Annotated in this window: 17 protein-coding genes and 3 pseudogenes; 18 read left to right on the top strand and 2 right to left on the bottom strand. The window is 71.0% G+C overall.

From position 1 onward, the window contains the following. Window positions 1-56 precede the first annotated feature (56 nt). The 4 genes and pseudogenes from AB0H86_RS08245 to AB0H86_RS08230 all read left to right on the top strand — a co-directional run. Window positions 57-809 carry a response regulator transcription factor gene (locus AB0H86_RS08245; protein ID WP_362434468.1) on the top strand — a complete coding sequence of 251 codons (753 nt, stop codon included), beginning with the start codon at window positions 57-59 and terminating at the stop codon, window positions 807-809. Then, on the top strand, window positions 806-2,371 hold the full coding sequence (locus AB0H86_RS08240) for a HAMP domain-containing sensor histidine kinase (RefSeq protein WP_362434466.1): 1,566 nt from the start codon (window positions 806-808) through the stop codon (window positions 2,369-2,371). Before AB0H86_RS08245 ends, AB0H86_RS08240 begins: the two co-directional genes overlap by 4 nt. Next, complete coding sequence (locus tag AB0H86_RS08235) at window positions 2,340-3,161, top strand: fumarylacetoacetate hydrolase family protein (RefSeq protein ID WP_362434464.1); 822 nt, start codon at window positions 2,340-2,342, stop codon at window positions 3,159-3,161. Before AB0H86_RS08240 ends, AB0H86_RS08235 begins: the two co-directional genes overlap by 32 nt. A 61-nt stretch (window positions 3,162-3,222) precedes the next feature. Next, window positions 3,223-3,336, top strand: a pseudogene (locus tag AB0H86_RS08230) (chloramphenicol phosphotransferase); the annotation flags it as partial. Between the two features lie 255 nt (window positions 3,337-3,591). Here AB0H86_RS08230 and AB0H86_RS08225 read toward each other — a convergent pair. Together AB0H86_RS08225 and AB0H86_RS08220 are read right to left on the bottom strand one after the other, a co-directional pair. Then, on the bottom strand, window positions 3,592-3,978 hold the full coding sequence (locus tag AB0H86_RS08225; RefSeq protein ID WP_362435241.1) for a RidA family protein: 387 nt from the start codon (window positions 3,976-3,978) through the stop codon (window positions 3,592-3,594). Window positions 3,979-4,188: 210 nt separating this feature from the next. Beyond that, a pseudogene (locus AB0H86_RS08220) lies at window positions 4,189-4,359 on the bottom strand (NUDIX hydrolase); the annotation flags it as partial. 670 nt (window positions 4,360-5,029) lie between these two features. Here AB0H86_RS08220 and AB0H86_RS08215 point away from each other — a divergent pair. The 14 genes and pseudogenes from AB0H86_RS08215 (at window position 5,030) to AB0H86_RS08150 (ending at window position 19,445) form a co-directional block, all read left to right on the top strand. Continuing rightward, window positions 5,030-6,061 carry a hypothetical protein gene (locus tag AB0H86_RS08215; protein WP_362434461.1) on the top strand — a complete coding sequence of 344 codons (1,032 nt, stop codon included), beginning with the start codon at window positions 5,030-5,032 and terminating at the stop codon, window positions 6,059-6,061. 53 nt (window positions 6,062-6,114) lie between these two features. Continuing rightward, window positions 6,115-7,383, top strand: coding sequence for an FAD-dependent monooxygenase (locus tag AB0H86_RS08210; protein WP_362434459.1), 1,269 nt, complete (start codon window positions 6,115-6,117; stop codon window positions 7,381-7,383). Window positions 7,384-7,512: 129 nt separating this feature from the next. After that, window positions 7,513-8,910, top strand: coding sequence for an MFS transporter (locus AB0H86_RS08205; RefSeq protein ID WP_362434457.1), 1,398 nt, complete (start codon window positions 7,513-7,515; stop codon window positions 8,908-8,910). Between the two features lie 110 nt (window positions 8,911-9,020). Continuing rightward, window positions 9,021-9,869 (top strand): xanthine dehydrogenase family protein subunit M, encoded by an 849-nt coding sequence (locus tag AB0H86_RS08200; protein ID WP_362434454.1) that lies wholly within the window; start codon window positions 9,021-9,023, stop codon window positions 9,867-9,869. Further along, window positions 9,866-12,217 (top strand): xanthine dehydrogenase family protein molybdopterin-binding subunit, encoded by a 2,352-nt coding sequence (locus AB0H86_RS08195; RefSeq protein ID WP_362434451.1) that lies wholly within the window; start codon window positions 9,866-9,868, stop codon window positions 12,215-12,217. The genes AB0H86_RS08200 and AB0H86_RS08195 overlap by 4 nt, the downstream gene beginning before the upstream one ends. 5 nt (window positions 12,218-12,222) lie before the next feature. Beyond that, complete coding sequence (locus tag AB0H86_RS08190; RefSeq protein WP_362434449.1) at window positions 12,223-12,843, top strand: (2Fe-2S)-binding protein; 621 nt, start codon at window positions 12,223-12,225, stop codon at window positions 12,841-12,843. 3 nt (window positions 12,844-12,846) lie between these two features. Continuing rightward, complete coding sequence (locus tag AB0H86_RS08185; protein ID WP_362434446.1) at window positions 12,847-13,548, top strand: SRPBCC family protein; 702 nt, start codon at window positions 12,847-12,849, stop codon at window positions 13,546-13,548. Beyond that, complete coding sequence (locus AB0H86_RS08180; RefSeq protein WP_362434444.1) at window positions 13,545-14,204, top strand: isochorismatase family protein; 660 nt, start codon at window positions 13,545-13,547, stop codon at window positions 14,202-14,204. The genes AB0H86_RS08185 and AB0H86_RS08180 overlap by 4 nt, the downstream gene beginning before the upstream one ends. Beyond that, the gene (locus tag AB0H86_RS08175) at window positions 14,201-15,061 is read left to right on the top strand and encodes an alpha/beta hydrolase (protein ID WP_362434441.1); all 861 of its coding nucleotides are present in this window, start codon (window positions 14,201-14,203) and stop codon (window positions 15,059-15,061) included. The genes AB0H86_RS08180 and AB0H86_RS08175 overlap by 4 nt, the downstream gene beginning before the upstream one ends. 105 nt (window positions 15,062-15,166) lie before the next feature. Continuing rightward, a complete protein-coding gene (locus AB0H86_RS08170) occupies window positions 15,167-15,649 on the top strand; it encodes a MarR family winged helix-turn-helix transcriptional regulator (RefSeq protein WP_362434438.1) in 483 nt (160 codons plus the stop codon). A gap of 70 nt (window positions 15,650-15,719) precedes the next feature. Beyond that, on the top strand, window positions 15,720-16,490 hold the full coding sequence (locus tag AB0H86_RS08165) for an Asp/Glu racemase (RefSeq protein WP_362434435.1): 771 nt from the start codon (window positions 15,720-15,722) through the stop codon (window positions 16,488-16,490). Between the two features lie 4 nt (window positions 16,491-16,494). After that, a complete protein-coding gene (locus tag AB0H86_RS08160; protein ID WP_362434433.1) occupies window positions 16,495-17,658 on the top strand; it encodes an XdhC/CoxI family protein in 1,164 nt (387 codons plus the stop codon). A 162-nt stretch (window positions 17,659-17,820) separates the two neighbouring features. Further along, window positions 17,821-17,946, top strand: a pseudogene (locus AB0H86_RS08155) (TetR family transcriptional regulator); the annotation flags it as partial. A gap of 518 nt (window positions 17,947-18,464) precedes the next feature. After that, window positions 18,465-19,445, top strand: a complete 981-nt coding sequence (locus AB0H86_RS08150) for an aldo/keto reductase (RefSeq protein WP_362434431.1) — start codon at window positions 18,465-18,467, stop codon at window positions 19,443-19,445. Window positions 19,446-19,454 lie beyond the last annotated feature (9 nt).

The raw sequence follows: 19,454 nt of genomic DNA, 5'->3' as shown, positions 1-19,454 counted from the left end.
GACCAGGATCCGCCCCTCTGACGACTCCACCTGCCCGTACCCCGAGGTGCCAGAACGTGATCGAGCAGCACACCCTCCCGCGCACGCCCGCCGCCGGGTACACCGTCCTGGTCGTGGAGGACGACGCCAGCATCCGCACCCTGCTCACCTCCGCGCTCACCGCCGCCGGCTACGCCGTGGCGAGCGCCGCCAGCGGACAGGAAGCCATGTTCGAGGCCGGCAGCCGCCGACCCCACCTGATCGTCCTGGACGTCATGCTGCCCGACACCGACGGCTTCCAGCTCACCCGCGACCTGCGCACCCAGGGCGTCTACACGCCGGTGCTGTTCCTCACCGCCCGGACCGGAGTCGAGGACCGCATCATCGGCCTGAGCGCCGGTGGCGACGACTATGTCACCAAGCCCTTCCACGTCCAGGAAGTGCTCCTGCGCATCCGCGCCATCCTGCGCCGCAGCAACGCACCGGCCTCCACCACCGGCAGCCGCCCACCCCTGCGCTACGCCGACCTCACCCTGGACGAGGCCACGTACGAAGTACGGCGCGCGGACCACCTGCTGAGACTGTCGCCGACCGAATTCCGGCTGCTGGCCTGCCTGTTGGCCCACCCGGAACACGTCCTGGAAAAGGCCGAGATCCTCCAGCAGGTCTGGCAGTACGGCTTCTCAGGCGACACCCGCATCGTCGACACCTACATCAAGAACCTGCGCCGCAAGATCGACCATGATCCACCCGTGCTGATCCACACCGTGCGCGGCGTCGGGTACTGCCTGCGCCTGCCGCGTGACGAGACGCGCACGGCCGCCCGGTGAAGTGGCCCCGCCGGCGTCCGCGCTCCCTGCGCAGCCGCCTCGTCCTCATCGCCTGTCTCCTGGCCACCAGCGCCGTGCTTCTGTGCCAACTCGCCGGCCTCACCGTGCTGCGCGGCTGGCTCACCGACCAGGTCGACAGTCGGCTCTTCCACTTCAAGCCGCCGGGCCGTGTCTACGAAGACATAGCCGACGACGGAACGATGCGGCCGCCGCCGACCTCGGACAACGCGCTGCCCTCGGACTACCGCGCCTACTTCTACGACAAGGACGGACATCTGCTGCGTACCTCCCTGGGAAGCAGTGACGGCCCAGGGCCCCTTCTACCGCAGCAGGCGGCCGACCTCCACCTGCCCACCGGGCGGCCGAGCACCGTTCGCGCCGAGGGCTCCGGCTGGCGGGTGATCGTCTACTCCGGCCCCGACCACATGAGTACCGTCGTCGCCCTCTCACTGGACACGGTGGACGGCGCCACCACAAAACTCCTCTGGCTCAGCCTCGGCCTGGGCGCCGCGGTCGCCGCCGGCGTGGTCGTCCTGGGCAACTTCGCCGTCCGCCTCGGACTGCGCCCGCTCACCCGTGTCGAGCACACCGCCCAGCACATCACCAGGGGCGCCCTGGAACTCAACGTCCCTGTGGCGGACCCGGACACCGAGGTCGGCCGGCTCGGTCTGGCCCTCAACACCATGCTCGACCGCCTGCGCACCGCCCTGCACCGCACGGAGAACTCAGAGGCGCGGATGCGCCACTTCATGGCCGACGCCGGCCACGAGCTGCGCACCCCGCTGACAGCGATCCAGGGCTTCGCCGAACTCCTCCTGGACGACACCGAGATGTCCGGCCGGCGGCGTCGGGAGGCACACGCTCTGATCGCCCACAACGCCGACCGCATGAGCCGTCTCGTCGACGATCTGTTCCTCCTCGCCAAGCTCGGCGAGACACCCGTGTCGCACCGGGAACCCGTCGACCTCCTCTCCCTGACGGCCGACGCCATCGCCAGCACGGCGATACGCCACCCCTGCCGAGCCATCGGCCTGGAACCCCTCGCGACATATCCTCCTGGCCCCGAAGGCGACCTCGACGTCATCGAGACACCAGGCGACCCCCATCAACTCGCCCAAGTTCTGGGCAACCTGCTGTCCAACGCCTGCGCCCACACTCCCGCCGGCAGCAGCATCGCCGTCCGAGTCGGCGCCACCCGCACCCACACAGGCAGGAGCCTCGGCAGCGGCCGGCCGTTGCCGCCCGGCACACCAGTCTGCGTCATCGAGGTCACCGACAACGGCCCCGGCATCAGGCCTGACGAGGCACCCCACGTCTTCGACCGCTTCTACCGCGCGACCCCACTCGACCAGCCGACGGAACCCGCCTTCAAAGCCGCTCCCGAACCCGGCTCCGGCCTCGGACTGGCCATCGCCGCGGCCATCGCCGCCGCCCACGGCGGACGCCTCGAACTGGACAACCGCCCCGGCGACGGCTGCACCTTCCGCCTGCTTCTGCCCGACTCGACAACCGCGCCGAAGGACGACACCGATGAGGCTCACCACGATCCGGGTCACCCGTGACCGCACCGCCGCAGCCCGCATCGAAAAGAAACACCTCACCCTCCTGCCCCACCCCGACGTGGGCGCCCTGATCGCATCGGGCCCTGACTGGGCACAGCGCGCCGCGACCCACAGAGGCGAACAGCTCCGCCTCCCCACCGCCACGACGCTGCCTCCGCTCACTCCCGGCAAGGTCATCAGCGTCGGACCCAACTACCCGACACGCATCAAAGAACTCGACCAGCAGCACCCCCCGGCGCCGACTCTGAGCATGGCCCGCCCGAGCACCACCGCGGGCACACAAACGACCGTCCCACTCCCCGTACCACCCGACCGAAGCACGGACTGGGGTGTGCAACTCGGAGTCGTCATCTCGCACCACGCCCACCACATCACCACGGCCACGGCCCACCGCCACATCGCCGGATACGCCGTCATCAACCACCTGCACACCACCGACCACCCCGCGCAGCCGCCCGAGTCCCGCTCCATCCTCCTCATCGGGCCGACTCTGGTCACCCCCGACCAACTCCCCACAGGAGGGCGGGGACTGACGCTGACGGCCACCCTCGGCGGCCGGCTGGTCCAGAAGGCCAACACCTCCGAACTGCACTTCGACGTCGCCACCCTCATCGCCCACGCCAGCACCGTGACCACCTTGCATCCGGGCGACCTCATCACCACCGGCACACCAGGCGGCACCCTCGACCACCCCCTCGCCCCCGGCCAGAGCCTCCACGTCGCCATCAAGGGCCTGGGTGATATCGACACCCATTTCACGGCCACCTACGCGCCAGAAGCGCGCACGTAGGGGAGCGCGAGTGGCAGGCGCCATTACCCCGGCCGGCCGGCCTTGTACGGACCCCACCGCCCGGCTGAGCCACCGGGGCGACCGGGTGCCCGGCATGGCTGCCCAGCAGGCCGAGTCGGTCCACAAGGGCGTCGTGTACGACGTGGAGGTCGACACCACCCATGCCGAATCGCTCGACGCGCAGCCGTCAAGCGTTCGGCGACGCCGCCCCGACAGGTCGGCCCGAGCCGCCCGACCTCCGCGCTCCAGCGCGAGGCACTCACCAGATCACGAGCCGGGTCCCCCAGCAGGTGATTGCCTCCGTTGCCGCGACCGCGGCGGCCCATGTGCGAGGCCTTATTTGCGACCACGACCAGCCCCAGCCGGGGCACCCCGTCCCTGCCCACGCGGTTACCGTACGCGCCACATCGACGTCCAAGCGTGCGGGATGTCACCCCGCGGCAATGACCTCGATTTCGACGAGCCAGTCGTTGTCCAGCGTGGCGGCGACGATCGCGGTTGTCGGGACACGCCTGCCCCCGAGCGCGGCCGTCCGGGCGGCGGCGTTGGCCTCAGCGTAGGCGGGGTCTCGTAGATAGCTGGTCAGGCGCACGATGTTGTCGACGGTCATACCTGCCGAGGTGAGGATGGCGCGGATGTTCGACCAGATCAGCTCGAGTTGCTCCGCCAGGTCAGCCCCGGGTTTCCCGGCCGGGTCGAGCCCCATGGTGCCGGCGACGAACAGCAGCCGTCCGGCGCCTCGGACCTCCATGGCGTGCACGTAGTCGTCGGTTGCCGCGTAGACACCTTCGGTCGGGTTGTGGGGCACGAGTTCCATCGACTGCCTCGCTCTCTGGACGGATGAGGAAACTGCGGACCGATCCTCGTCCACGCGCAGGGCACAGGGAAAGCTGATTCTTGTCCGGGCGGGCGTCGATGTCGTGAACGTCGATGTCGATCGGGACCCCGAGGAGCTGCAGGGTGAGGCACAGGTCGCCGGGCTTGATCCGGCCTCCTCGCCCACCTCACGTACCGCAGTGGCCAGCAGGGTGCAATCCCCTGGCTCGGTACGGCCGCCGGGGACGAGAACCAGGCCGCTCGCCTTGTGGTGGATGTGCAGCACCCGCCGGTCCCGGTCGATCACCACGGCACTGCACGTGAGGTGGCAGACCAGGTACGTCTGCGCGAGGGTGCTGATGTCGGATCGGGTGGGCGGCATGTCAGCACCTCTCGAAGGTCGCAGAGCAGGTATCGCGGTGTTCAAGCTGACGGTGGGGAGCGATCGCCGGTTCCGCGGCGGATGCGGGGGCTGGTGGCAGCCGCTGTGCGCGGTGTAGTCGGCGGTGTGGTCGGCGCCCCGGGGGCTTGCGCTCCTTACGCCGGCCGGAGCCCGCTGCCGGCGCGGGGCAGTCGGAGTCTGTGTCTTCGGGATGTCCGCGATCACCCGTCGGATCGTGCGGCCGGACCCGTCGGAGACCTCGGCCCTGGCTTTCACCATCGGCGGCTACAACCTGGGCACGCTGCGAAACCCCGCCCTTCCGCTCGGCTTCGTTCAGCTGAACAGCGCCGTAAGCGCGAAGCCGAGGTCAGGCCGCACATGTGCGCTTCGCTTGACGGTGCGTCACGAAAGAACCGTGTTAACTCGGCGCACACCCCCTTGCCAAGCCGAGATAGTACGTGTTCGGATTATCTCGGTCGGACAGCACGCCACCGTTCCGAATCCGCTGCTCAACCCCAATGCGGCGGCGTGTCTCCAACCTGCCCACCGCTCCCGTCCCCCTCCTTCCCTCGCCCTTCCGTCGCCGTGCCCGGAGCACGGCTGCGCCATGCCCGGTTTCCGGTGCGAGGAGCGCGACGGGAACCCGTCAGCAAGCCCCGGGAGGAACCTCGTGTTCGATCTTTCGTCCGTCGATCTGCTCGACGCCTTCACACGTGAGCTGCGACTGTGCAAGCTACGCAGCGGCGAGCATGTCGTGGTGCTGTCCGAGCCCGGCAGCCGCGGCGACTACGTGGCGGCCGCCTTCGGCGCGGCCAAGGCGTGCGGGGCGCATGTCATCGCCGCGACCGTGCCGGGCGGCAGCCCCGCGCCTATGCCCAGCACCCACACCGGTGCGGGCCCGGGCCTGGTCTCCGTACTCAACGACAGCACCGCGCAGGACCTGCTGAAGTCGGCCGACCTGGTCGTCGACCTGACCCGCGAGGGCTTCATCCACGCGCCGGTCCAGCAGGAGATCCTGCGCGCCGGCACCCGCATCATCTTCGTCTGCGACGCCCCCGACGTGCTGATCCGCAATCTGCCCAAGGAGGGCGACAAAGACGAGGTGCTGGCGGGCGTCGACCTGCTGAAGCGGTCGTCCGTCATGCGCGTCACCTCGGACGCGGGGACCGACCTGACCGTTCAGCTCGCCGGATCGAAGCCGGAGTTCCAGTGCGGCTTCGCCGACGATCCGGGCCGCTGGGACCACTGGCCCAGCACCATGGTGCTGTGCTGGCCGGAGATCTCCGAAGGGCAGATCGTGCTCGCCGAGGGTGACATCCTGCTGCCCTTCAAGGAGTACGTCCGGTCTCCCGTCACCCTGCAGATCTCGGGCGGGCACATCGAGAAGGTGTCCGGCGGCGCCGAGGCCGAGCTGCTTTCGACGTTCTTCGAAGACGCCCGGGACCAGTGGGCGCGCAGCCTTTCCCACATGGGCTGGGGCCTGATGCGTACGGCCGACTGGTTCGCCACGGCGATGTACGGCAAGGACGACCTGATGGGCATGGACGCCCGCGCCTTCGCCGGCAACTTCCTGTGGTCGACCGGACCGCACCCGGTCCTCGGGCGTGAGTCGTACGCCCACCTCGACATCGCGATGCGCGGCTGCACGGTCACTGTCGACGACGTCGAGGTCGTCACCGGAGGGAAGCTCGTCGACGGCTGACCACAGCGGCCTTCGCACGAAGTACCCGTACACGCCCGCGAGTTGGAGGAAGAGTGGCGTCCAGTCAGTCGTACGAAGTCACCGTCGTCGGGGGAGGCCTCGGCGGGATGACCGCAGCGCTGGCCCTGCGGCAGCGCGGTCTGCGGGTCACCGTCCTGGAGCAGGCGGCCGAACTCGGCGAGGTCGGCGCCGGCATCCAGACGGCGCCCAACGCGAGCCGGGTGCTGATGGGGCTCGGGCTGCGCCCGCAGATGGAGGCCATTCACACCGAGCCGCTCGATCAGGTGCGGCGCCGGTGGAAGGACGGCAGCGTCGTCGGTCTGACCTCGCTGGGGCAGCGCTGCAAGGACGAGTTCAACGCCCCTTACTGGCACTACCACCGGGCCGATCTTCACCGCGTCCTGCTGGACGCGTGCGTCGACCCCGCCGGCCCCGGCCCCGTCGTCGCGGTGCACACCGGAAGCAAGGTCGTCGAGCTGGACCGCACGGACCCGGAGCGTCCCGTGGCCGTCACCGAGGACGGGCGCCGCCACGCCGGCGACGTGCTCATCGGCGCCGACGGCATCCGCTCGCGAACACGTGACCTGATGGGCCTCGCCGACACGCTGGTGTTCTCCGGTGAGATGGCCTACCGGGCACTGATCCCCGGTGATCTCATCGCCGCCGACCCGGCGACGCGCTGGCTCATGGACCGATTCCAGAGCACCATCTGGTACGGGCCCGACCGGCACCTCGTCCACTACCTGATCCGCGGCGGCGAGTACCTCAACGTCGTGGCATGCGTGCCCTGCACGGACGAGGTCGCCGAGAAGTGGAGCGTGACCGCGACCGCGCAGGACCTCGTGGACGCGTTCCCCGACTGGGACGACCGGGTACCGGCCATGCTGTCCAAGGCGAAGGAGGACGTTTCCGCCTTCGCGCTCTACCACCGGCGCCGCGACCCGGTGTGGATGGACGGCCGTGTCGCCCTCCTCGGCGACGCCTGCCACGCGATGCTCCCCTACCAGGCGCAGGGCGCCTCACAGGCCATGGAGGACGCCGCCGTACTGGCCGAGGAGCTCGGCGCGGTCACGGCCGCCGGGGTCGAGGGAGCGCTGCGCCGCTACGTCGACCGACGCGCCAAGCACGCCGGAATGGTCCAGGAGGCGTCGCTGCGGAACAAGACGTTCTACCACCTGCCCGACGGCCCCGAGCAGCGGGCCAGGGACGAGAAGCTCAGGAACTTCGACGGGGAATCCGACCTGTCCTACGACTGGCTGTGGTCGGGCACCCCGCTCAACGACCCGGACCTCGGCGCGTTCTCCTACCAGTTCGCCCAGTAAACCTGCCACCCCATCCCCCCTCGAGACCGCCACCCCCCTGACGAACCCCGGCCCGCACGCCGGAGCCCCGCGAAAAACGCGTCCGCAATCGTGCGGCACGTATCAGACACGCAACACCGTGGAGCGAACGTGAAAACAGGCGATCAGATCGTTCAGGAACTCCCCTGGAAATGGCCCGTCCAGGGAAAGATCTTCATCATCGGTGGCCTCGGGTACCTCTTCGACGCGTACGACATCGCCCTGAACGGCTTCCTCATGCCGCTCGTGGGTGAGCAGTTCGACCTCTCGCTGAGCGATCGCGGGCTCGTCGCGACCGCCAACCTCGTCGGCATGGCCGTCGGCGCCATCGCCTGGGGCTCGGTCGCGGACCGGATCGGCCGGAAGAAGGCCTTCAGCGTCACGTTGCTGATCTTCGCCCTGTTCTCCGTCCTCGGTGCCCTCTCGCCCACGTACCCCGTCTTCCTCGCACTGCGCTTCCTCGCGGGCGTCGGTCTCGGCGGCTGTATCCCGGTGGACTACGCGCTGGTGAGCGAGTTCTCGCCGCGCAAGTACCGGGGCCGGGTGCTGACCGGGCTCGATGTGTGGTGGCCGGTGGGCGTCACGCTGTGCGGGTTCGTGTCGACGGCGCTGCTGACGGTCAACGGGAACTGGCGGTGGATGCTGGCGACCATGGTCCTGCCCGCGCTGCTGCTGTTCTGGGCGCGCCGTGGCATCCCGGAGTCGCCCATCTACCTGACGAAGAAGGGCCGCGAGGTGGAGGCCCGGAAGGTCATCGACGACCTGGTCGCCGGCACCGGCGCCCCGGTCGTGCCGTACACGATCCCGGAGCCCGTCGCCGAGACCGGGCCGCGCGGGGTGGCCGCCGCGGCCGAGCAGCTGCGCCGCATCTGGCGCTTCAGCCCGCGCATCACCTCCGCGGCCTGGTTGCTGTTCGCCACCATCATGCTGGTCTACTACGCGGCCCTGAGCTGGATGCCGACGATCCTGCGGGAAGAGGGTCTCGGTGACACGGCGGCCTTCATGAAGACCACCCTCATGAGCGGGGTCGGCATCGTCGGTGTGCTGGTGTCCACGGCCCTCGTCGACATCGTCGGCCGAAAGTGGCTCATCGGGATCTCGGCGCCGGTCGCGTCCCTCGCGCTGGTCGTGTTCGCGCTGGTGATGGAGATGCCGACGGGGTCCGTCGTGGCGATCGCCGTCTTCGGCTTCCTGATCCAGCTCACCATTCCCGTCCTGTACGCGTACGCCTCGGAGCTGTACCCCACCGAGCTGCGGGCCAGCGGCTTCGGCTGGGCCTCGTCGGTCAGCCGGGCGCTCACCGGATTCGCCCCGATGCTGTTCGGCTCGCTCATGTGGCCCGTGCTGGGGCTGCCGATGACCTTCGCGGTACTGGGGTTCGCGGTGCTGCTGGCCGTCGTGTGGATGGCGTTCGCGGCACCGGAGACCAAGGGCCGGGTCCTCGACGCCGATGACGAGGAGACGGTGGCCGTCGCGACTCGGGGAGTCCCCGAGCAGGCGGCGCTCTGAGGCCTCCGGGACACCGCCCGCACGCGGGTAGGACCGGGACCGGCCGGCCTCGTGAGGACCGCCCGGCACCTGAACGGCACGACCCGTATGGAACGCACGCAAGGAGGACCATGAAGCCCGCCCCCTTCCAGTACCACCGGGCCCGCGACGTCGACGGAGCGGCGTGGCTGCTGGCCGAGCTCGGCGACGACGCCAAGGTCATCGCCGGCGGGCAGAGTCTCGTCGCGATGATGAACTACCGGCTGGCCCGGCCGCGGCACCTCGTCGACATCGGCGGCCTGCGGGAACTGGACCGGATGCACCGGGACGCCGACGGCGGACTGCGCATGGGGGCGCTCACCACCCATCACACGGTGGAGACCGACCCGGCCGGGGTGCTGGGGGCGGGCTTCGAGGTCCTGAAGAAGGCCATGACCTGGATCGGGCACCTGCCGATCCGCACCCGCGGCACGGTCGGCGGCAGCATCGCGCACGGCGACGCCACCGCCGAGTGGTGCCTGCTCGCGGTCACGCTCGGCGCGGAGTTCGTGGCACGCGGGCCCCGGGGAGAGCGCACGATCACGGCCGGGGACTTCTTCCTCGGCTACTACACGACGGCCCTCGATCCGGACGAGCTCCTCGTCGAGGTCGTCTTCCCCCGTCCCGCACCGCACGCCGCGCTCACCGAATTCGCCGAGCGGCGCGGGGACTTCGCCCTCGTGGCCGCCGCCGTCGACCTCGACGTCGAGGACGGTGAGGTGCGCTCCGGACGGGTGGCACTCGGCGGGGTGGCGTCCGCCGCTGTCCGTGTGCCCGAGGCGGAGGCCGTACTGGCCGACGGCGGCTCCTTCGAGACGTGCGCGTCCGCCGCGGCGGAGGCCGTCGAGCCGCCCGCCGACGCGTCCGGCAGCACGCACTACCGCAAGCAACTCGTCCGGACCCTGGTCCGTCGTGCCTGCGAGGAGGCCATGTACCCATGAATGAACCGAAGTTGGTGGGCAAGGCGGTTCGCCGCCGCGAGGATCCGCGGCTGGTCTCCGGGCGAGGCCGGTTCGTCGACGACATCGCGCTGCCCGGCATGCTGCACGCCCAGTTCGTGCGCAGCACGGTCGCGCACGCCGAGCTCGCCTCGGTGGACCTGTCCGCGGTGCGTGAAGTCCCGGGCGTCGTCGCGGCGTTCACGGCCGAAGACCTGGAGCTGGATGACATCGTCGCTCAACTGGGGCGCCCGCTCACGGAGTTCGTCCCGACAGCCATGCCGGTCCTCGCCCGCGACAAGGTCCGCTACGTCGGGGAGCCGATCGCCGTCGTCGTGGCCCACGACGCGTACGCCGCGGAGGACGGCCTGGAGGCGGCGAAGGTCTCGTACGCCACACTGCCCCCGGTCATGTCCGAGGAGGCGGCGCTCGCCGACGGCGCCCCGCTCGTCCACGCGGAGGCCGCGCACAACACCCTGGTGGACGTCTCGCTCTTCGCGACCGACGGCATCGACCAGCTCTTCGAGTCCGCGCTGTGCGTCGTCGAGGTCGACACGAGGACCGGACGGCAGAACGCGCTGCCGCTGGAGACCCGTGGCGTCGTGGCGGACTGGGACGACCGCGAGCAACAGCTCGTCCTGCACACCTGCACCCAGATTCCCCACCAGGTGCGCACGGTGGCGTCCCGCTGCCTGCGCCTCGACGAGCGCGCCGTGCGGGTCGTGGTGCCCGACATGGGCGGCGGATTCGGCCAGAAGTGCGTCGTCGGCCGCGAGGAGATCGCCGCTGCCGCGGCCGCGCTGCACCTGCGGCGGCCGGTGAAGTGGATCGAGGACCGCAAGGACGCCCTGTCCGCGTCGTTCCTCGCCCGCGAGCAGCACTACCGGGCGCGCGCGGCCTTCGACGCCGAGGGCAGGATCCTCGCGCTCGACGCGGACGTGGTCTGCGACATGGGCGCGTACTCCTGCTACCCCTTCACGGCGGGCATCGAGCCCCTGATGGCGGCCGCCGAGATGCCAGGCGTCTACAAGGTGCCCGCGTACCGGGTGCGGGGCAGGGCGGTCACTACCAACAAGGCGCCCACCGGGCCGTACCGCGGGGTGAGCCGGCCCCAGTACGTGATGGTCGTGGAGCGGCTGTTCGAGCGCGCGGCACGCGAACTGGGCCTGGATCCGGTCGAGATCCGCCGCCGCAACGTCATCACGGAATTCCCGTACACGGGCGTCAACAACATCACCTACGACCCGGGCTCCTATCTCGAGTCACTGAACCTGTGCGAGCGGCTCGTCCGGGAGGAGGGCTGGTACGAGAAACAGGCAGCGGCGGCGGCCGAGGGCCGGCACCTCGGCATCGGCTACTCGTGCTTCAGCGAGCGCACCGGCTACGGATCGGCGGCCTTCGCACAGCGCAAGATGCAGGTGGTGCCCGGATTCGACATCTCCGAGATGCGGATGGACACCAGCGGCGCGGTCACCTTCACCACCGGCACGATGAACCACGGGCAGAGCCACGAGACGACGATGGCGCAGATCGTCGCCGACGAACTCGGCCTGGACATCAGCAAGGTGAGGCTCCATCAGGGCGACACCGACCGCATCACCTACGGCTTCGGCACCTTCGCCAGCCGCTCCATCACCATCGGCGGCAGCGCCGTCCGCCTCGCCGCGGCGAAGCTCGGCGACAAGCTGCGCGCCATCGCAGCCGCCCGCTGGAGCGTCGCCCCCGCCGAGGTGGAGCTGGCGGACGGCGCCGCCCGCCGCCGCGACGCCCTTGGCGTCCTCACCTACGAGGAGATCGCCGACATCGCCTACCTCCGGGCCCATCTGCTGCCGAAGGACATCGAGCCGGGCCTGTCGGTCACCGCCGCCTTCGACGTCTTCACCGACGGCACCTTCTCCAACGCCACCCACGGCTGCGTCGTCGAACTCCACGAGGGCACCGGGCAGGTGGAGATCCTGCGGTACGTGTGCGTCGAGGACTGCGGTGTCGCCATCAACCCGCAGGTCGTGGACGGGCAGTGCCGGGGCGGCATCGCGCAGGGCATCGCGGGCGCGCTGTTCGAGCAGGTGACGTACGACGCACAGGGCGAGCCGTCGGCGACCGGCTTCATGGACTACAAGGTGCCCACCGCCCACGAGATCCCCGATGTGCTGATCCACCACCTGGAGACGCCCAGCGCGTTCACCGAGACCGGCGCGAAGGGCGTCGGCGAGGGCGGCACCATCGGGGCACCCGCCGCCGTCCTCAACGCCGTCAACGACGCCCTGCGCGCCACGGGTGTCGAGCTCGACCACACGCCGGTCACTCCCGAGACCGTGCACCGCGCCCTGAACCTGGAGCTGCCTTCGTGAGCCTCATGAACAACGACGCCTTGACGGTGCAGCCGAAGCTGCAGCTCATCACCCTCGACGTCAATGGCATGCAGTACGACGTGGTCACCGAGCCCCGCCGCACCCTCGTCGACGTACTGCGTCACGAACTGCGGCTGACCGGTACGCACGTCGGCTGCGAGCACGGCATCTGCGGGGCCTGCACGGTCCTGGTCGACAACGCGCCCGTCCGCGCCTGCCTGATGTTCGCGGCGCAGGCCGAAGGAGCCCGGATCCGAACGGTCGAGTCGCTGTCGGACGGAGCGGGTGGCGGCGGGGGTGAACTGAGCGATCTGCAACGGGCGTTCAGCGAGCACCACGCGCTGCAGTGCGGGTTCTGCACGCCCGGGTTCCTGATGCTCGCCGAGGGGTTCCTGGCCGAGCGGCCCGAGGCGACCAAGGAGGAGATCCGCGAGGTGGTCGCAGCCAATCTGTGCCGGTGCACCGGCTACCAGACCATCGTCGAGGCGATCGACGGATGCGCGACGGCTCGGCGCCGGGCCTGCGCTCAGCCCGGCGCTCAGCCCGGCACTCAGCCCGGCGCTCAGACCTGCGCTCAGCCTGGCACTCAGACCTGCGCTCAGCCCTGTGACAGCAAGGAGCACTGACCCATGCGGCTCACCAACACGGTGCTGGTCGAGGCCTCCCCGGACGAGGTCTTCGCCCTGATGAACGACGTCGAACGAGTCGCCTCCTGCATGCCGGGCGCCGCACTCGACGGGCAGGATGGCGACGCCTGGCGGGGGAAGGTGAAGATCCGGGTGGGCCCCATCAGCTCCTCCTACGCCGGCACCGTACGTTTCCTGGAGGTCGACGCCGAGCGGCGGCGGCTGCGGGCGCAGGCTCGCGGTGCCGACATCCACGGCAGTGGAGACGCGGAGGCCGAGGTCTCCCTCGAAGTGCTCGCGGCGCCCGAGGGAGCACTGCTCCAGCTCTCCACGGACCTCGTGATCCGCGGCAAGATCGTCCAGTTCGGCAAGGGCGCGATCGTCACGGTGTCGGAGCGGATCCTCCAGCAGTTCGCGCGGAACCTGGGGAGTCTGCTGGACCAGGACCGGGTCACCGGGACCTCCCTGCCCGAGGCCCCTTCGCCCGTGCCTTTCTCGTCCGCGTCCGCAACAGCTCCCGCCGTGGCGCGGCCGGCCCTCGCTGCGGACTCCGACCTCGACGGCCTGGCGATGCTGCTCGGCCCTTCGGCCGCGAAGTACGGCTTGGTGGCCGGGGCGTTCGCGTTCGGACTCCTCGAAGGCTGGCTGCTCGGCCGGCTCGGCGCCCAGGCGCGGGAGCTGCGGACCCTGCGGAGGGCGTCATGAGCGGCGCGCGGTACGGGCGGGAGACCGAGCGGACCTACCAGCGGGCGGGATTCGGCGCGCCCGTGCGCCGCGGCAGCAGGCCCGCCGTCCTCGTGGTGGACCTCACCCGCGGCTTCACCGAGGCGGGCTTCCCCTCGGGAGCCGATCTCACCGACGTGGTCGGTGCCACGGGCGAGTTGATCGCGGCGGCGCGTCCGGCCGGGGTGCCGGTCGTGTTCACCACGATCGCCTACACGCCGGCCGAGGCGACGGGCGAAGCCGTCACCTGGCTGGACAAGGTTCCGGGCATGCGGAGCATGGCCGAGGGCAGCGAGGAGGTCGCCCTCGATCCGCGGCTGTCGCGAGGTCCGAAGGACCACCTGATCGTGAAGAAGGGCGCCTCCGCGTTCTTCGGCACCTCTCTGGCCGCCCTGCTGACCGGGGCCGGCTGCGACACGGTGCTGGTGTGCGGGGCGACGACGAGCGGCTGTGTACGGGCCACCGCCGTGGACGCCGTGCAGTCCGGGTTCTCGGTGCTGGTGCCCCGGGAGTGCGTCGGGGACCGGGCGCCGGGTCCGCACGAGGCGAACCTCTTCGACATCCAGGCCAAGTACGGCGACGTGATCGGCGTCAAGGACGCCGTCTCGTACCTCGACGGACTACGGAGCACAACATGACCCCGCCGCTGCCCTCGCCCACCCGGCTGCTGGCGCAGCCCGCCCTCGCCGATCTGGCCGACGTTCCCGCCACCAGTCGCTGGGTGCGTTCGGGCGCCACGCGTCTGCACGTCCTGGACTACGGGGGTGACAACGTCCCGCTCGTCGTGCTGCCCGGCATCACCAGCCCCGCCGTCACCATGGACTTCGTGGCACGTGAATTGACGGGTCTCGTCAGGCCGTTGGTCGTCGACGTCCGCGGGCGAGGACTGTCCGACGGCGGCGGCTCATATGGACTGGAGGAGTACGCCGAGGACACCGAGGCCGTCGTCACGAGCCTCGGCCTCGACCGGCCGGTCCTCTTCGGGCACTCCATGGGCGCGCGGATCGCGGCCGTCACCGCTGTCCGGGCGAAGGTGGGGCTACGAGGCACGGTGCTGGGCGATCCCCCGATGAGCGGGCCCGGGCGCGGGCCCTACCCCACCGCCCTGGACGCCTTCCTGGACCAGCTGGCACAGGCACGGCGCGGCACCGACGCCGACGAGGTGTCCCGGTCCTGGCCGCGCTGGCCGCGCCGTGAGCAGGAGTTGCGGGCCCGCTGGCTCGCGAGCTGCGACACGGATGCCGTCGCGGCCACGCACCGCGGTTTCGAGAACGAGGACTTCTTCGACTGGTGGCCCTCGGTCCCCGGCCCCGCGGCGCTGCTGTACGGCGCGGACAGTCCCGTCGTCACCACGGAGGGCGCCGCGGAGGCGGCCCGGCTGCTGCCTTCGGCCGTACTGACCAAGATCCCGGCCGCCGGACACATGCTGTTCTGGGACAACCCGCCCACCGCACTCGCGGCCCTGCGCGAGGCACTGCACTCCATGCTGGGCTGACGGCGGCGTGCGAGTTTCCGGAGGCGGAGGACCGTCGAACCGATGGCCGATCCGACTGCCGACCGGACTGCCGATCCGATCAAGTGCCGTGCTTAAGTGGGCTCCATGGGTGACGAAACCGCAACCACGACGTCCACGCCTCCCGGGCCGCCCCCCGCGCTCACCGCAGCGCCCGGCTACCAGGTCCGCCGCCTCTACCAGGCGTACCTCGCGGTCTGGATCCGTGCCGTCGACCCGACGCTCACCGGGCCGCAGTTCGCGGTGCTCCAGGCCGTGGAGGCGGCACCGGGGCACGACCAGCGGTCCATGGCGTCGGCGGTCGCCCTGGACACGTCCACGATGGCCGACGTCGCCCGGCGGCTGGAGACCCGGGGCCTGATCGTCCGCAGGACGGCCGCGGACGACGGCCGGCGCAAGCTGCTCTATCTGACCGAGGAGGGCAAGCAGACCCTCCACGACGCGAACCTCCGCGCCCGGCGGCTCGACGAACGGCTCCTCGCGCCGTTCGGACCCGAGCGGCGCGAAGAAATCATGCACCTGCTCACGTCCCTCGCCGACCACTGGGAGGGACTGACCGAGGACTTCTGACCCCGCCGCGGCGGGCAGCGGATCCCCGGTCACCGACGACCGTACGTACGCCGGACACCCGGAGGATCCCGTGACCGACCACCACATCGGCATGATCGTGCCCAGCTCGAACCTGACCATGGAGACGGAGCTGCCGCGCATGATGCGGCAGCGCGAATCCGTGGTCCCGGAAGACCGTTTCGTCTTCCACAGCAGCCGCATGCGCATGCAGCACGTCACCCCCGAGCAACTGCGCGCCATGAACGCGCAGACCGAACGCGCGGCCCTGGAACTCGCCGACGCCCGGCCCGACGTGGTCGCGACGGCCTGCCTCGTGGCGATCATGGCGCAGGGCCCGGGGCACCACTGCACCGCCGAGGACGAGATCACCGGGGTGCTGCGGGCCCAGGGCGCGGAGGCGCCGGTGGTGTCGAGCGCGGGCGCCCTGCTCGACGGCATCAGGGCCCTGGGGGCCGGGCGGGTCGCCATCCTCACGCCGTACATGAAGCCGCTCACGCAGCTGGTCGCGGACTACATCGAGGACGCGGGCATCGAGGTCGTGGACGCGCTGAGCCTGGAGGTGCCGGACAATCTGGCCGTCGCCCGCCTCGACCCCGCCGACCTGCGCGAGCACTGGCGGCGACTGAACCTCGCCCGGGCCGACGCGCTGGTCCTGTCCGCGTGCGTCCAGATGCCCTCCCTGTCGTCGATCCAGCCGGTGGAGGAGGCGGCCGGCCTGCCCGTACTCTCGGCGGCCACCGCCACGGCGTACTGCCTCCTGGCCGAGCTGGGCCTGCCCACGGTCGTCCCCGACGCGGGCAGCCTGCTGAGCGGCCGCGTTCCGAGCCCCGCGGCCGTCTGATCCGATGCGGGACATCCTCGAGACGATCGACGCCTGGTGCACGGCGGGCACCCGCTTCGCCGTGGCCAGTGTGGTCCGCACCTGGTCCTCGTCGCCGAAGCAGCCCGGCGCGGCCATGGCCGTGTCCGAGTACGGCGAGGTGGCGGGCAGTGTGTCGGGCGGCTGCGTCGAGAGCGCGGTGTACGAGCTGGCGCAGCAGGCCCTCAACACCTGGGAGCCGTCCGGCGAGACCTTCGGTGTCAGTGACGACGACGCCTTCGCGGTGGGTCTGACCTGCGGAGGCTCGCTGGAGATCACCGTACGTCCCGTGGGTGACGGGCAGTTCGCCCAGTGGTCAGCCCTCGCGGACGCGGTGCGCCACGGCCGTGGGGCGGCGGCGGTGACGGTGCTGTCGGGTCCCGCGCCGGCCGGAGCGCGCCTTCTCGTGCTGGACGACGCCGGCGTCATGGGCACGCTCGGCGGGCGGAACCGGGAGGCGGAGGCCACGGACCTGCTACGCCCGCTTGCCACGGGAGACGGGCTGTCGGGCCCGCGCCTCGGCGGGGAGACCGACTGGGCCACGACGCGCCGCCTCGCGGACGGGACGCGTGTCCTCGTCGAGTCTTTCGCCCCACCCCCACGCATGCTGATCTTCGGTGCGATCGACTTCGCGGGAGCCCTGGCACGGCTCGGCGCCTTCCTCGGGCACAGGGTGACGGTGTGCGACGCACGGCCCGTGTTCGCCACGCACGCCCGCTTCCCGGACGCACACGAGGTCGTCGTCGACTGGCCGCACCGCTGGCTGGCCGGCGCGGAGGTCGACGAGCGCACCGCCATCTGCGTACTGACGCACGACCCGAAGTTCGACATCCCCTTGCTGGAGGTGGCGCTGCGCACCGGAGCCGCCTACGTGGGAGCGATGGGCAGCCGCCGCACCCACGAGGACCGGCTGCGCCGCCTGCGGGAGGCCGGCGTGCCCGATGCGGCTCTCGCACGGCTGCGCTCCCCGATCGGCCTCGACCTGGGAGGCCGGAGCGCGGAGGAGACGGCCGTGTCCATCGTGGCGGAGATCATCGCGCTGCGCTCGGGCGCCATGGGACACGCCCTGAGCACGATGACGACCGCGTCCATCCACCCACGCCGGGTGCCGGACGGGCTGACGGCCCAGGGCCCGGGCAGTCCTCGATAGGGCCCGCCCTTGGCGACGTACCCAGGGGCGCAAGCCGCAGGACGTCGGCGGCGCCGGACGGGCTCCGCAATGTCGACCCCGACCAGGAGGCGGCCGTTCACCGATCCGCCCCCAAACCCTGCGTACGCCAGGAAGGGCCGCCCGTATTCTCCCCGCACCGCGACGGACGTCGAGAATCGCTCTCGCATCCTGCTGACCTGTATCGACGGACTGGTCTTCGACCGGCTGGTCAGCGGCGGCGAAGTACCGCGCGAGGCCCTCGAAGGCCTGGTCGCCGCCGCCCTGCGTCAGGACCCGGGCGTCCACGGCCTGTTCGAACCGGCCTGCAACCTCGGCTGTCTCCGCCGCCCGCTCGAGAAGTTCCTCGCGCAGTTCTGCGGTGCCGCCACGCGGAGGCGCGACCACCTCGGTCGGCGGCGCCCACGCCCGGAGCAGTCGGCGCCGTGCATGGGGTGATGATCCGGCTCGGATGATGGCACATGTTGCGCGGAACGCGCGAGAACCCTTGCGTGATTCGTGCAGTCATGCGAGCGTTCCTGGTGGCGCCGACGCCTGTCACCCCGGACGGCGACGCCACTTGCGCATTGCGCGCGCCAGGCGCACGTCAGACGCACACCAGGCGTCCGACAGTCGCGTATCAGACGCACCACCCGCCCGCGTCCCGCCCCAGCCCTCATCGCATCGCCGGACCGCACCCCGGCATGCCGCCGAATCGGCTCACGTACGACACCACCCGCGATACGCGCATCGCACCCGACATCGCACCACTGGCACCGCTCGCACCACCCGCCCCGGAAGGAAACGCCGTGACCGTCGGCATCGAACTCCCGCACGTCCCCGTCCCGCTGTCCCGTCTCGTCCTCGGCACGATGACCTTCGGCGACACCGCGGACCGCACGACGGCCGCGTCGATGCTGGACGCCGCGCTCGAGGCGGGCATCACCGGCGTGGACACCGCCAACGGCTACGCGGGCGGCGAGAGCGAGCGCATCCTCTCCGAGCTCCTGCCCGGCCGCCGCGATCGGATGGTCCTCGCCACCAAGGCCGGCATCCCGCACCCCGACCAGGGCGACCACGCGCCGCTCTCCCCCGAGGGCCTGCGCGCCGCGCTCGACGGCAGCCTCAAGCGCCTGGGCACCGACCACGTGGACCTCTTCTACCTGCACCAGCCGGACCGTGCGACGGCGATGGCCGACACCCTGGCGACCGTCGCCGAGTTCGTACGGGAGGGCAAGGTCCTCGCTCTCGGCGTCTCCAACTTCGCCGCCTGGCAGATCGCCGAGCTCAGCAGCGTGGCCGACGAGGTCGGCGCGCCCCGCCCGGTCGTCGCCCAGCAGCTGCACAACCTGCTCGCGCGGCGCATCGAGGAGGAGTACGTCGAGTACGCCGCCGTCACCGGCCTGCGCACGATGGTCTACAACCCGCTCGGCGGCGGCCTGCTCACCGGCCGCCACACCTTCGAACAGGCCCCGGAAAGCGGCCGTTTCGGCGATTCCAAACTGGCCGCGATGTACCGCGAACGCTACTGGAACGAGGACCTGTTCCGCGCCGTCACCGACCTCACCCGGATAGCCGCCGACGCGGGCCTGCCGCTGACCGCCCTCGCCCTGCGCTGGCTGCTGTCCCGCCCCTCCACCGACGCGCTGCTGCTCGGCGGTTCGAAGGTCGACCACCTCAAGGCCAACATCGCCTCCGCCGCCGCGGGAGAGCTGCCCGCCGACGTCCTGGCCGCCTGCGACGAGGTGGGCTCCCGCCTGCGCGGCCCGATGCCCGCCTACAACCGCTGACCTCCCCAC

This window comes from Streptomyces sp. NPDC050997 (assembly GCF_040660135.1).
Lineage (GTDB): Bacteria > Actinomycetota > Actinomycetes > Streptomycetales > Streptomycetaceae > Streptomyces.
The sequence above is the reverse complement of the archived record's forward strand: the minus strand, read 5'-3'. Positions and strand labels throughout refer to the sequence as shown.